The following is a 14120-nucleotide window of genomic DNA, read 5'->3' on the forward strand; positions in this document are numbered from 1 at the left end:
GTCGAGGTGCTAGCTGCCCGGTGACTCCTTGCGGAACGCCTCGACGGCGGTCGGCAGGGTGTAGAAGACGCGTCCCGGCCCCAGCCGCTCGAGGAAGCCGGCGGCTTCGAGGTCGTCGCGGAGGTCCTGCTTGACCCGGGCCAGCGCGAGCACGATGCCGCGGGCCGCCAGCTCCTCGCGGAGCCCGTCGAGCGCGTCGATCGCGGTGATGTCGATCTCGACGTTCGCCTCGGTGTTCAGCAGGAACCAGCGCACCGGGGTGGGCGCGTCGTCGGCGGCGGCGAGCGCACGGCGGTGGAAGTCCTCGGCGTTCGCGAAGAACAACGGCGAGTCGTACCGGTAGACGACCAGACCGGGCACCGGCCGCGCGTCGGGGTAGTCGTCGATGTCGTGCATCCCGGCGATCCCGGGCACGTAGCCGAGGATCCCGTCGTGCGGCCGGGCGACCCGCCGCAGCAGGTCGATGACGGACAGCGCGACCGCGACGAGGACGCCGTACAGGACGCCGAGCGCGACCACGCCGACGGTCGTTGCCACCGCCAACAGCAACTCGCTGCGCCGGAACGACCCGATCCGCCGGAACTCGGAAAGCTCGATCAGGCGCAGCGCGGCGTACACGACCAGAGCCCCGAGCGCGGGGATCGGGAACGTCTCGAGCAGCTGCCCGGCGAACAGCAACGTCGCGACGATCGTCAGCGCCGCCACCAGCGAGTACACCTGGCTCTTTGCGCTGGACGCCTCCGCCAGGGCGGTCCGGCTGCCGCTGCTACTCACCGGGAAGCCCCGCAGCAGGCCCGCGGAGACGTTGGCGAGTCCGAGGACGAGCAGCTCCCGACCGGGATCGATAGCCCCACCGCCGCGGCTGGCGAAGGCGCGGGCCGTGAGCACCGTGTCGGTATAGCCGACGAGCGCGACACCGACCGCGGGCAGCGCCAGCGTCGCGACGTCCTGCAGATCGATCGGAGGCACCTGCGGCACGGGCAGGCCGCTGGGCACCGAACCGACCAGAGCCACGCCCTTGTCGCCGAGTCCGGCCATCCAGGTCACCAGCGCTGCCAGTGCCACGACAATCAGCGGGCCCGGCAGGCGCGGCGTCCAGCGCGCCAGCGCGAGCAGCGACACCAGGGCCGTCACCGACAGCAGCACCGGGGCGAGCTCCCACTCGCCGATCAGGCTGATCGCCGACACCACCTCGGCCACCGGTGAGTCACCCTCGACCGGGGCTCCGGTCAGCCGTCCGAGCTGGCCGGTGATCATCAGGACCGCGATGCCGGCCAGGTAGCCGATCAGTACCGGTTTGGACAGCAGGTCCGCGAGGAAGCCGAGCCGCGCGGCCCATCCCGCGACGCAGATCGCGCCGACCATCAGCGCGAGTACGGCGGCCAGCCCGGCGTACCGCACCGGGTCCCCCGCCGCGAGCGGGCCGATCGCGGCAGCGGTCAGCAGCGCGGTCGTCGACTCCGGGCCGATCGACAGCAGCCGGGACGTGCCGAGCAGGAAGTACACGACGAGCGGACCGAGCGAGGCCCACAACCCGGTCACCGCGGGCAGGCCGGCGAGCTGGGCGTACGCCATCACCTGCGGCACGAAGTACGCCGCCACCGTCAGCCCGGCGAGGACGTCCGACCGCAGCCAGCCCCGCTGGTACCCCCGCAGCGTCTCGAGTCCCGTGATCGTCAACCCCCACCCCTTTCACCCGACCGCTGCCCTCAGTGTCCGCCACAGGGAGGACCTTCGGCCCTACTGCCACGCCCGTGGCGGGCGGCAGGCTGCTGATCATGGACGGCACCGGCGGTGACAGGACGGCAGCACGTTCCCCGTGGTTGATGCTCGCGGTTGCCACGATCGGGTTCGCGGTCAACTTCTGGGCCTGGGCGCTGCTCAGTCCGCTCGGCCCGTTGTTCCGCACCGAGGGCACACTCGGCCGGCTGACCGAGTCCGACGTCGCGCTGCTGGTCGCCGTACCGGTGCTCGTCGGCTCGCTCGGGCGGATCCCGATCGGCGCGCTCACCGACCGGTACGGCGGCCGCGTGATGTTCCCGCTGGTGTCCGCGGCGACGATCCTGCCGATCCTGTTCATCGGGATCTTCGCGCTCGACTCCTACGCGGCGCTGCTGGTCGGGGGCTTCTTCCTCGGCATCGGCGGTACCGCGTTCGCGGTCGGCGTGCCGTTCGTGAACGCCTGGTTCCCGCCGGAGCGCCGCGGCCTCGCGATCGGTATCTTCGGCGCCGGCATGGGCGGTACGGCGATCAGCGCGCTCACCACGGTCAAGCTCTACGGCAACGCCGGGCACCGGGTCCCGTTCCTGCTCACCGCGATCAGCCTGGCGGCGTACGCCGTCATCGCCTGGTTCGTGCTCCGCGACGCGCCGAACCGCCGTCCCGCGCAGGGCGGGTTCCTGCAGCGGCTGGTGGCGAACGCGAAGCTCCCGATCAGCTGGCAGGCCTGCATCCTGTACGCGGTCGCGTTCGGCGGGTACGTCGCGTTCTCGGTGTATCTGCCGTCGTACCTCAAGACTGCCTACGACCTGTCCGCCGCGGACGCGGCCAACCGGATGGCCGGCTTCGTCGTGGTCGCCGTGGTGATGCGCCCGGTCGGCGGCTGGCTGTCGGACAAGTTCGGCCCGATCCCGGTGCTGGCCTGCTGCTACGCGGTCGTGGTCGCCGGGGCCGCGGTGGCCGCCACGACGCCGTTGCTCCAGCCCGTCGGGACGATCGCGTTCCTGGGCATGGCCGCCGCGCTCGGCGGCGGCAGCGGCGCCACCTTCGCGCTGGTCGCCAAGGTCACCGATCCGGCCCGCGTCGGCGGCGTCACCGGACTCGTCGGCGCGGCCGGCGGTCTCGGCGGCTTCGTGCCGCCGCTGATCATGGGCTACGTCTACGGCCGCACGCAGTCCTACGGGATCGGCCTGACGATGCTGTCGGTCACCGCGGCCTTGACGCTGCTGCTGACGCTGACGATCGTGAGGAGGACCGCTCAACCCAGTACCCCGGAGTCGCGCGCCACAACGATCGAGGGAGCCGCATGAGCCTGGACGGCGAGCTGACCGAAGCTCTGATCCGTACCCGCCGCTACTTCACCAAAGGCACCGTCTCCGACGACCTGCGCACCCTCACCAAGCGTGGCGGCCGCGGCGCGGACGACTTCTACCGCGACCGCTGGAGCCACGACAAAGTGGTCCGCTCGACCCACGGCGTGAACTGCACCGGGTCGTGCTCGTGGAAGGTGTACGTCAAGGACGGCATCATCACCTGGGAGACCCAGCAGACCGACTACCCGTCGGTCGGTCCCGACAAGCCCGAGTACGAGCCGCGCGGCTGTCCGCGCGGCGCCGCGTTCTCCTGGTACACCTACTCCCCCACGCGCATCCGCTACCCGTACGTCCGCGGCGTCCTTCTCGACCTGTACCGGCAGGCGAAGGCACAGTACGGCGACCCGGTGGCGGCGTGGGCGCACATCGTCGACGACCCGGAGCTCGCGCGGCGGTACAAGTCCGCGCGCGGTAAGGGCGGCCTGGTCCGCTCGACCTGGGACGAGGCGACCGAGCTGGTCGCGGCGGCGTACGTGCACACGCTGAAGAAGTGGGGTCCCGACCGGATCGCCGGCTTCTCCCCGATCCCGGCGATGTCGATGGTGTCGCACGCCTCCGGCGCGCGGTTCACGTCGCTGATCGGCGGCACGATGCTGTCGTTCTACGACTGGTACGCCGATCTGCCGGTCGCGTCGCCGCAGGTCTTCGGCGACCAGACCGACGTACCGGAGTCGGGCGACTGGTGGGACGCCGGCTACCTGATCATGTGGGGCTCGAACCTGCCGGTCACGCGGACGCCGGACGCGCACTGGATGGCGGAGGCGCGGTACCGCGGGCAGAAGGTGATCGCGGTCGCGCCGGACTACGCCGACAACGTGAAGTTCGCCGACGAGTGGTTGCCGGCGGCACCCGGTACGGACGGTGCGCTGGCGATGGCGATGGGGCACGTGATCCTCAAGGAGTTCTTCGTCGACCGCGAGACGCCGTACTTCACGCAGTACGCCAAGACGTACACGGACCTCCCCTACCTGATCCGCCTGGACGAAGCCGACGGCACGTACCGCCCCGGCAAGTTCCTGACCGCGGCCGACCTCGGCAGCACCGAGGAGAACGCGGCCTTCAAGACAGTCGTCCTGGACGCACCGACCGGGCAGCCCGTGGTGCCGAACGGCTCGCTCGGCCACCGGTTCGGCGAAGAAGGCAACGGCCGGTGGAACCTGGACCTGGGCTCGACCGATCCCGTCCTGACCCTGCTCGGAGACCAGAGCGTTCCGGTGGCGCTGCCGAGATTCGACACCGGCGGCGAAGACCTGTCCCGCGGTGTGCCGGTGCGGCGTGTGGGCAACCATCTCGTGACCACCGTGTACGACCTGCTGCTCGCGCAGTACGGCGTACCCCGCGCAGGACTGCCCGGCGAATGGCCCACGTCGTACGACGACCCCGCGCCGTACACCCCGGCCTGGCAGGAGCCCATCACCGGCGTACCGGCGGCAGCGGCCGCCCGCATCGCCCGTGAGTTCGCGCAGAACGCCGAGGACTCCAAGGGCCGGTCGATGATCGTGATGGGGGCCGGGACCAACCACTGGTTCCACTCCGACACGATCTACCGCGCGTTCCTCGCGCTGACCACGCTCACCGGCTGCCAAGGCGTGAACGGCGGCGGCTGGGCGCACTACGTCGGCCAGGAGAAGTGCCGCCCGATCACCGGATGGGCGCAGCTCGCGTTCGGGCTGGACTGGCTGCGACCGCCGCGCCAGATGATCCAGACCGCCTACTGGTACCTGCACACGGACCAGTTCCGCTACGACTCGTTCGGCGCGGACACGTTCTCGCGGATGCCCGGCAGCATGAGCGGCAAGACCACCGCGGACCTGATCGCGCTGAGCGCGCGGCTCGGGTGGATGCCGTCGTACCCGACCTTCAACCGCAACCCGCACGACCTCGCCGACGAGGCCGCGGCGGCGGACCGGCCGGTCGGCGAGCACATCGTCGACCAGCTGAAGTCCGGCGCGCTGCGGTTCGCCTGCGAGGATCCGGACGCGCCGGAGAACTTCCCGCGGATCCTCTCGATCTGGCGTGCCAATCTGCTCGGCTCGTCGGCCAAGGGCAACGAGTACTTCCTGGAGCACCTGCTCGGTGCCGGGTCCTCGCTGCGCGCGACCGAAGGGGTCCACCCGGAGGACGTCGAATGGCACGACGAGGCGCCGCGCGGCAAGCTCGACCTCCTGCTGACGCTGGACTTCCGGCAGACCAGTACGACGGTGTTCTCCGACGTCGTCCTGCCCGCGGCGACCTGGTACGAGAAGCACGACCTGAACACCACCGACATGCACCCGTTCGTGCACTCGTTCAACCCGGCGATCGCGCCGCCGTGGCAGACCCGGACCGACTGGGACGCCTGGCAGACGATCGCGGAGAAGTTCAGCGAGCTGGCCGCGTCCCACCTCGGCACACGCCGTGACGTGGTCGCCGTACCGCTGCTGCACGACACTCCGGACGAGCTCGCCACCCCGCACGGCATGGTCCGCGACTGGAAGGCCGGTGAGTGCGAGCCGGTCCCGGGCGTCACGATGCCGAAGCTGGTCGAGGTCGAACGCGACTACGCGGCGGTCGCGGCGAAGATGTCCGCGCTCGGGCCGCTGATGGAGAAGCTGGGCGCGACGACGAAGGGCGTCACCTACGACGAGACCGCCTCCGTCGAGTACCTGCGCGCCAAGAACGGCGCGGTCCGCGGCGGGCCGGCCGACGGCCGACCGTCGCTGAAGCGCGACGTGCACGCCTGCGAGGCGATCCTGGCCCTGTCCGGTACGACGAACGGACACCTCGCCACCGAGGGGTTCAAGACGCTCGAGCGCCGCGTCGGCAAGCCGCTGCACGACCTCGCGGCCGAGCACGAGGGCAAGCAGATCACCTTCGCCGACACGCAGGCGGCGCCGGTCCCGGTCATCACCTCACCCGAGTGGTCCGGTTCGGAGTCGGGCGGCCGCCGGTACTCGCCGTTCACCATCAACGTCGAGCGGCTCAAGCCGTGGCACACGCTCACCGGCCGGCAGCACTTCTACCTCGACCACGACTGGATGACCGAGCTCGGCGAGAACCTGCCGGTGTACCGCGGTCCGCTCGACATGGGCGCGATGTTCGCCGAACCCGAGATCGGGTCCGTGAGCGATCTCGGCGTGACCGTTCGCTACCTGACACCGCACAACAAGTGGTCGATCCATTCGGAGTACCAGGACAACCTGTTCATGCTCTCGCTCAGCCGTGGCGGGCAGACCATCTGGATGAGCGACCAGGACGCGGCCAAGGTGGGGATCGCCGACAACGACTGGATCGAGGCGGTGAACCGCAACGGGGTCGTGGTCGCGCGGGCGATCGTCTCGCACCGGATGCCCGAGGGCACGGTCTACATGCACCACGCGCAGGACCGGCTGATCGACGTACCGCTGGCCGAGACGTCCGGGAAGCGCGGCGGCATCCACAACTCGCTGACCCGGCTGCTGATCAAGCCGTCGCACCTGATCGGCGGGTACGCCCAGCTGTCCTTCGCCTTCAACTACCTCGGACCGACCGGGAACCAGCGCGACGAGGTCACCGTGATCCGCAGGCGCTCGCAGGAGGTGACGTACTGATGCGGGTCATGGCGCAGATGGCGATGGTGATGAACCTCGACAAGTGCATCGGGTGTCACACCTGCTCGGTGACCTGCAAACAGGCGTGGACCAACCGCACCGGCACCGAGTACGTCTGGTTCAACAACGTCGAGACGCGGCCCGGGCAGGGCTACCCGCGGACGTACGAGGACCAGGAGACCTGGAAGGGCGGTTGGACCCTCACCAAGCGCGGCCGGCTCACCCTCAAGTCCGGCGGCCGGCTGAAGAAGCTGCTGACGATCTTCTCGAACCCGAAGCTGCCGTCGATCCACGACTACTACGAGCCCTGGACGTACGACTACGCCAACCTGACCGACGCGCCGGCGCAGCAGCACACGCCGGTCGCCCGGCCGAAGTCGCTGCTGTCCGGCCAGGACATGAAGATCACCTGGTCGGCGAACTGGGACGACGATCTCGGCGGGTCGGCAGCGACCGCCGAAGCCGACCCGGTGCTGAAGAAGGTTGGTGACAAAGTCAGGTTCGAGTTCGAGCAGACCTTCATGTTCTACCTGCCGCGGATCTGCGAGCACTGCCTGAACCCGTCGTGCGCGGCATCCTGCCCGAGCGGCGCGATCTACAAGCGCACCGAGGACGGCATCGTGCTGGTCGACCAGGACCGGTGCCGGGGCTGGCGGATGTGCGTGTCGGGCTGCCCGTACAAGAAGGTCTACTTCAACCACCGCACCGGCAAGGCCGAGAAGTGCACGTTCTGCTTCCCGCGCGTCGAGGTCGGCCTCCCGACCGTCTGCTCGGAGACGTGCGTCGGTCGGCTGCGCTACATCGGCCTCGTCCTGTACGACGCCGACAAGGTGCTGGCGGCCGCCTCGACTCCGGACGAGCACGGCCTGTACGAGGCGCAGCGGGACGTGTTCCTCGACCCCTTCGATCCCGCCGTGCGACGGGAGGCCGAGCGGGCCGGGATCCCGGCGGACTGGATCGACGCGGCGCAGCGGTCGCCGGTGTACGCGCTGATCAGCCGGTACCGGGTGGCGCTGCCGCTGCATCCGGAGTACCGGACGCTGCCGATGGTCTGGTACATCCCGCCGCTGTCACCGGTCGTCGACGTGGTCCGCGAGACCGGCGAGGACGCCGAGCGCAAGGACAACCTGTTCGCGGCGATCGACGCGCTCCGGATCCCGGTGGAGTACCTGGCCGAGCTGTTCACCGCGGGCGATGTCGCGCCGGTCGACCAGGTGCTGCGCAAGCTCGCCGCGATGCGCTCGTACCTGCGCGACATCAACCTCGGCCGCGATCCGGACGGCAGCATCCCGGCGGCGGTCGGGATGAGCGAGGAGGAGCTGTACGACATGTACCGGCTGCTCGCCCTCGCGAAGTACGACGAGCGCTACGTGATCCCGGCGGCGCACGCCGAGCAGGCGCACGACCTCGAGGAGCTGGCCTGCTCGCTCGACTACGAGGGCGGGCCCGGGATGGGCGGGTCGGGCCCGTTCGGCGAGGGCTCCGGTGGACCGACGCCGATCGCGGTCGAGAACTTCCAGATGCTGAAGGATCGCCAGACGTCGGAGGGCATCGCCTCGCCGGCCGACAAGCAGGCGCGGGTCAACCTGCTCAACTGGGACGGCAAAGGCAAACCCGACGGCCTGTTCCCGCAACGCCCGGACAACGGGGAGGACGCCGGATGAAGTATCCCGCTCCGGCCCTGCCGGCCGGACAACTGACGATCGCGTGGCAGTCCGCGTCCCTCCTGCTCGACTACCCCGATGAGCTCCTCATCGAGCGCCTGCCACTCATCCGGCGCGCCCTCGACCGCCTCCCCGCCGACCTGGCCGAGCCGCTCACGGCCACCCTCGAACAGCTTGCTGCGGGCAACCTTCCGGAGCTGCAGGCGGCGTACGTCGAGACGTTCGACAGCCGGCGGCGGCACAACCTCTACCTCACGTACTTCGCCCACGGCGACACCCGCCGTCGCGGCGTCGCGCTGTTGCGGTTCAAGCAGACCTACCTGCGATCCGGTTTCGTCCTCGACGACTCCGAGCTGCCCGACCACCTGTGCGTCGTGCTCGAGTACGCCGCGACCGTCGACCAGAACCTCGGCCACCGGCTGCTGCTCGACCACCGTGCCGGGCTCGAGCTGCTCCGGCTGGCGCTCGCCGAGCGCGACTCGCCCTGGTACGGCGCGGTGCGCGCGGTCACCGCGACGCTGCCGCTGCTGCGGGGCGACGAACGCGACGCGATCGCCCGGCTCGCCGCCGAGGGCCCGCCCCGCGAAGAGGTCGGGCTCACGCCGTACGCGACGGCGGCCTCCGATCCGGCCCTGCTGCCGATGCCGACCTTTCCCGGAGCTCGCTGATGGACCAACTGCTGTGGGTGGTGTTCCCGTACATCTGCCTGACCGTGTTCGTGGTGGGGCACATCTGGCGGTACCGGTACGACAAGTTCGGCTGGACGACGAGGTCGTCGCAGCTGTACGAGGACCGGCTGCTGCGCTGGGGCAGCCCGCTGTTCCACTTCGGCATCCTGGCGGTGTTCCTGGGGCACGTGATGGGACTCGGGATCCCGAAGTCCTGGACCGAGGCGGTCGGCGTCTCGGAGGGCCTGTACCACTTCCTCGCCGTCTCGATCGGCGCGATCGCCGGGTTCTGCACGCTCGTCGGCCTGACCATCCTCATCTATCGCCGCCGCACGGTGGGCCCGGTCTTCTCCGCCACGACGCGGATGGACAAGCTGATGTACGTGTTCCTGGCGGCGGTGATCCTGCTGGGCCTGGCCAACACGGTGGTAGCGAACATCTTCGGGCACTACGACTACCGCGAAGGCGTGTCGATCTGGTTCCGCGGCATCTTCCGCTTCGATCTCCACCCTGATCTGATGGCCGAGGCTCCATTGACCTTCCAGCTCCACGGACTCGTCGCGATCGCGCTCTTCGCACTCTGGCCGTTCACCCGCCTGGTCCACGTCTTCAGCGCGCCGCTCGGCTACCTCACCCGTCCGTACATCGTCTACCGCAGCCGCGACGCCCGGCCGACGACGCACTCTCCCCGCCGCGGCTGGGACGCACGCTGACTCAGCGGGTCATGGTCAGCCGGTGGTGGTCAGCGGGTAATGGTTTGGGCTGCCTCGGCCAGCTCGGCGAGGCGGTGTGCGCGGGCCGACTCGGCCGGTGTGAACGGCTCGCCCGGGCGACTGAACACGAACAGACCCGTCCACGGTGACGGCACCTTCAGCACGGTCCGGTCGTCGGGCAGCTGACCGGCGAGCGTCACGCGATCGGTGACGAGCCGCGCGCCGAGCAACTCGGCGACCGCGTGCGGCAACTCCCCCGGGTCCGCGACCACGCGCGCGGACAGGCTCAGCGCCTTCGTCTGCCCGTCCACCAACGCCAACGCGGTCGTCGGCCACACATGCGTCTCCCGGCCGCCGCCCGACTCGACCGCGATCTCCAGGTCGGCCGCCGTGACGTCGTCCGGTGTCGACACCACCAACTCGTCCCGGACGCCGTCGTCGATCGGATGGACGTGCAGCCCGAGGATGTTCGCGTCGAGGTCGGCGAGCCGCCGGGTGACGCTCTCCAGCGTTCCCGCCCGGTCGTCGAGCGTGACCCGGATCCGCCACAACGTCCCGATCCCGTGCCGCGGCCGGACCGTCGGGGCGTGCAGCCAGGACCGCAGCAGCCGCATCGTCGACGGCTCCACCACCCAGATCACCAAGGCGGTCGTCACGGTCGCGAGCACGGCGACGGAGATCAGGTACGGCGGGTGCGCCGCCAGCACCGCCGCGTGCAGGGCCAGCTCGACGGGCGCGACCGCCACGAGCTTCGCCAGCGTCAGGCGGAGGCGCCGCGGGTGGGGCAGCCTTCCGCACACCTCACAGGCCGTTCCGCCGGTGAGCGTCGTACGCAACGAATCCATACCCGACAGCGTCCCGGGCCCAGATTGCCCGGCTGTTGCGCCGGTGTGAAATCACGGTTCGATCAGGCCGGCGCGGATCGCGTACCGGGTCAGTTCGGTGCGGTCGCGCATGCCGAGCTTCTGCAGGATGTTGGCGCGGTGCCGTTCGACGGTCTTGTGGCTGATCGTGAGGATGCGCGCGATCTCCTTCGACGGATGACCTTCCGCGATCAGCTTCACGACCTCGTCCTCCCGCGGGCTGAGCACCTGCCCCGGGACGCGTTCTCCCCGACGGACCCGGTCCAGGTAGTCGCGCACCAGCGTGCTCATCACCCCGGGGTACAGGAACGACTCACCGCGCCCCGCGGCGCGGCAGGCGTCGACGAGGTCCCGGTCCGCGACCGACTTCAGCACGTAGCCGCAGGCGCCCGCCTTCAGCGCGGCGAAGAAGTACTGCTCGTTGTCGTACATCGACAGCATCAGCATCCGCGGCGGCTCCCGCCGGCGGGACAGCTCGCGCGCCGCCTGCAGCCCGGTCATCCGCGGCATCGCGACGTCGAGCACCGCCAGATCGATCTCGGTGTCGCGGCACGCCTGCAGCGCCTCGGCGCCGTCGCCGGCCTCGGCGACCACCTGCAGGTCGGGTTCGCTGTCCAGGATGAGCCGGACGCCGCGACGCACCAGGGCATGGTCGTCGGCCAGGAGGATCCGGATCATGGCTGCTCCACCGGGACCGCGAGTCGTACCGACGTTCCCGTGCTGCCCGGCCCGACGGTCAGCTCGGCCCCGATCAGCAGGGCCCGCTCCCGCATGCCCCGGATCCCGGTGCCCTCCTCCGCGCCGCGTAGACCGATCCCGTCGTCCTCGACCGTGAGGATCACCGCTGGGCCTTGTCGCTGCAGTGACAGGCGCACACTGCGCGCCTGCGAGTGGCGGGCCGCGTTGGTCAGCGCCTCCTGGGCGACCCGGTAGATCACCAGCTCCCGCTCGGCGCCCAGCTCGGGCAGGCCGGGCGAGGTGACCCGCCGTACGTGCATCCCGTGCGACGAGAACTCGGTCGCGAGCGCGGTCAGCGCCGCGTGCAGCCCGAGGTCCTCAAGCACACCAGGCCGCAGCCGTCGAGCCACTCCACGCACCTCGTCGAGAGTCGCGCGGGCGGTCTCCTGCACCTCCAGGAGGTCCTTCCGGACGGCGTCGGGCACTCCGGATGACAACTGCTTGAGCCCCAGCAGTACGGCGGTCAGCCCCTGGCCGATCTCATCGTGCAACTCTCGGGCGATCCGGTGCCGCTCCGCCTCCTGAGCGGCGAGCGCTTTCGCGTTGCTGCGTCCGCGCTCGGTCTCCAGGCGCTCGAGCATCGCGTTGAAGCCGTGCACGAGCGGCTCGACCGCGCCGTTGCGCGACTCCGGCAGCCGCCGGCCAGGGCGTTGCAGGTCGACCGTGGCCATCAGCCGGATCAGCCGGTCGAGCGGAGCCAGGCTCGTCCGCAGCAGGATCGAGTTGAGCACGACGATGCCGATCAGGCCGAGCACGAGGACGACGGCCTCCGACACCAGAACGGTCGCGGACACCGTCACCGGGGCCAGCGCCAGCGCGGCGGTCCCGACCACGAACACCAGTCCGTTGATCAGGCAGACCCGCCAGTACAAGGGCATTCCGGCTCCCGTTTTCACCCTTCCACCCTCCGGCAACCGCACCGGCGAAGTCCATGTTCGGACGCGAAAGTGGGTGTCAGCACTCATGGTCCCTCCCCGGACGGCCGGTCAGACTGGAATCGCATCGGCCCCGGGAGGCAGCATGTCCGTCGCAACCACGCCGGCCCCGCACGCGTCGGCGATTCTGGCCGCGCTCGTCGTTCTCGCGCTGGTGACCGCGATCGAGCCACGGACGGTCCCCCGCGGCCAGTGGCTCGTCGTCCTGCGGTCCGGCCGGGTCCACCGGGTGCGCACCACAGGCTTCACGGCCCGCGTGCCGCTGCTGGAACAGTACGTGTGGTTGCCGAGGGCATACACCCGGCGGCCGTTCGTGGTCAGTGCGCGCAGCAGCGACGGTCTCGAGGTCCGGATCGACGGCGAGGTCGGGATCCGCATCGTGGAGCCGGCCGTGGCCGTCGGCAACGCGGTCTCTCCCCTGGACCTCGCGCTGGACGAGACCGAACGGGCTCTCGCCCGGGCCGTCGCCTACCGCGACGTCGCGACCATCGCCGAGCTTCCGCCGTACGTCGACCTCGCGATCGACGTGCCCGGCGTGGAGGTCGGCGCGCTGACCCTGGGGACCATCGAGGTCGCGCTTCGCTCGGTCGCTCATCAGGCGAAGTAGCGCAGCCACACGTACACCCAGGCCAGTCCGATACTGAGCACCGTCACCACGGCGCCGTACCGGGTGAACTGCCAGAACGTGATGTGATGCCCGCTGCGGGACGCGATCCCCAGGGCGACCACATTGGCGCTGGCCGCGACCGCCGTACCGTTGCCGCCGAAGTCGGCGCCCAGCGCGAACGCCCACCACAACGACTGCCCGGTCTGTGGTTCCTGCTCGACCACGCCTTCCACCACAGGTGTCATCGTCGCGACGTACGGGATGTTGTCGAAGAAGGCTCCGAGGACGCCGGATCCGAACAGCAGGGCGGTGGCCGCCAGCAGGTACCGGTCCCCGATCGCGGCGACCGCCCAGTCGCCGATCGCCTCGATCACCCCGGTGTGCACCAGGCCCGACACCATCACGAACAGGCCCATGAAGAACACCAGCGTCGACCACTCGACCTCCCGCAGCACCTCGCCGACGTCGGCCTTCGCCACCAGCAGCATCACGCCGGCCCCGATCAGGGCGACCAGTGACGGCTCGAGGTGCAGGACCGAGTGCAGCGAGAAGCCCGCGACCATCACCGCCAGCACCACCAGGCAGCGCACGAGCAGGCGCGGATCCTTGATCGCCCGTCGTTCCTGCAACGCGAGGACGGCGGCGACCTGCTGCGGGTTGTGCCGGAAGTCCTTACGGAACAGGAATCTCGACAAGATCACGAACAGCACGAACACGATCACCACGATCGGCGTCATGTGCACCAGGAAGTCGTTGAACGACAGGCCGGCCCGGCTGCCGATGATGATGTTCGGCGGGTCGCCGATCAGCGTCGCCGCGCCGCCGATGTTGGAGGCCAGCACCTCGGCGATCAGGTACGGCTGCGGTGGGATCCGCAGCCGCTCGCAGACCACGATCGTCACCGGTGCGACCAGCATGATCGTGGTCACGTTGTCCAGGAACGGCGAGGCGACCGCGGTGATCAGCATCAGCAGCACCATCAACCGGTACGGCTCGCCGCGGGAGCGTTTCGCCGCCCAGATGCCGAGGTAGTCGAAGACTCCGGTCTGCTTGACGATCCCGATCACGATCATCATGCCGAGCAGCAGGAAGATGACGTTCCAGTCGATCCCGGCGTGCTCGGAGTAGAACACCTCGGTGCCCGGGGCGAGACCGAGCACCACCATGGCGGCGGCGCCGATCAGCACCACCTTCACCTTGTCGGCCTTCTCCGTCGCGATGTAGAAGAACGCCAGGCCGAAGATCACCAACGCGACGAGAGGCCTCACGCC

General features: G+C 70.0%; 11 protein-coding genes. 6 read left to right on the forward strand and 5 right to left on the reverse strand.

Annotation, left to right across the window (positions count from 1 at the left end):
• Nucleotides 1-9: 9 nt before the first annotated feature.
• Nucleotides 10-1680 carry a sulfate permease gene (sulP, locus tag ABZW60_RS27360; protein ID WP_355481470.1) on the reverse strand — a complete coding sequence of 557 codons (1671 nt, stop codon included), beginning with the start codon at nucleotides 1678-1680 and terminating at the stop codon, nucleotides 10-12.
• 74 nt (nucleotides 1681-1754) lie between these two features.
• On the opposite strand from sulP, the gene ABZW60_RS27365 reads away from it, so the two are divergent.
• Genes ABZW60_RS27365 through narI form a run of 5 tightly spaced genes read left to right on the forward strand, consistent with a single transcriptional unit; the run spans nucleotide 1755 to nucleotide 9706 of the window.
• A complete protein-coding gene (locus tag ABZW60_RS27365) occupies nucleotides 1755-3029 on the forward strand; it encodes an MFS transporter (RefSeq protein WP_355481471.1) in 1275 nt (424 codons plus the stop codon).
• Nucleotides 3026-6661, forward strand: coding sequence for a nitrate reductase subunit alpha (locus ABZW60_RS27370; protein WP_355481473.1), 3636 nt, complete (start codon nucleotides 3026-3028; stop codon nucleotides 6659-6661). The genes ABZW60_RS27365 and ABZW60_RS27370 overlap by 4 nt, the downstream gene beginning before the upstream one ends.
• Nucleotides 6661-8325, forward strand: a complete 1665-nt coding sequence (narH, locus tag ABZW60_RS27375; protein ID WP_355481475.1) for a nitrate reductase subunit beta — start codon at nucleotides 6661-6663, stop codon at nucleotides 8323-8325. Before ABZW60_RS27370 ends, narH begins: the two co-directional genes overlap by 1 nt.
• Nucleotides 8322-8993, forward strand: a complete 672-nt coding sequence (narJ, locus tag ABZW60_RS27380; RefSeq protein ID WP_355481476.1) for a nitrate reductase molybdenum cofactor assembly chaperone — start codon at nucleotides 8322-8324, stop codon at nucleotides 8991-8993. Before narH ends, narJ begins: the two co-directional genes overlap by 4 nt.
• Entirely contained in the window at nucleotides 8993-9706 is a 714-nt protein-coding gene (narI, locus tag ABZW60_RS27385; protein WP_355481478.1) for a respiratory nitrate reductase subunit gamma, read from the forward strand. Before narJ ends, narI begins: the two co-directional genes overlap by 1 nt.
• A 29-nt stretch (nucleotides 9707-9735) precedes the next feature.
• Here the strand turns inward: narI and ABZW60_RS27390 are convergent, their stop codons facing one another.
• Genes ABZW60_RS27390 through ABZW60_RS27400 form a run of 3 tightly spaced genes read right to left on the reverse strand, consistent with a single transcriptional unit; the run spans nucleotide 9736 to nucleotide 12185 of the window.
• Complete coding sequence (locus ABZW60_RS27390) at nucleotides 9736-10551, reverse strand: ACT domain-containing protein (RefSeq protein ID WP_355481480.1); 816 nt, start codon at nucleotides 10549-10551, stop codon at nucleotides 9736-9738.
• 51 nt (nucleotides 10552-10602) lie between these two features.
• Nucleotides 10603-11247 (reverse strand): response regulator transcription factor, encoded by a 645-nt coding sequence (locus tag ABZW60_RS27395; protein ID WP_355481482.1) that lies wholly within the window; start codon nucleotides 11245-11247, stop codon nucleotides 10603-10605.
• Nucleotides 11244-12185, reverse strand: a complete 942-nt coding sequence (locus ABZW60_RS27400) for a sensor histidine kinase (RefSeq protein WP_355481484.1) — start codon at nucleotides 12183-12185, stop codon at nucleotides 11244-11246. Before ABZW60_RS27400 ends, ABZW60_RS27395 begins: the two co-directional genes overlap by 4 nt.
• Before the next feature lie 142 nt (nucleotides 12186-12327).
• Between ABZW60_RS27400 and ABZW60_RS27405 the strand changes: the two genes are divergently transcribed.
• Complete coding sequence (locus tag ABZW60_RS27405; RefSeq protein WP_355481486.1) at nucleotides 12328-12849, forward strand: SPFH domain-containing protein; 522 nt, start codon at nucleotides 12328-12330, stop codon at nucleotides 12847-12849.
• Here the strand turns inward: ABZW60_RS27405 and ABZW60_RS27410 are convergent.
• Nucleotides 12837-14117: an ArsB/NhaD family transporter gene (locus ABZW60_RS27410; protein WP_355481488.1), complete on the reverse strand. Its 1281-nt coding sequence runs from the start codon at nucleotides 14115-14117 to the stop codon at nucleotides 12837-12839. The genes ABZW60_RS27405 and ABZW60_RS27410 overlap by 13 nt on opposite strands.
• Nucleotides 14118-14120: the final 3 nt, after the last annotated feature.

The organism is Kribbella sp. NPDC003557, assembly GCF_040610805.1.
GTDB lineage: Bacteria > Actinomycetota > Actinomycetes > Propionibacteriales > Kribbellaceae > Kribbella.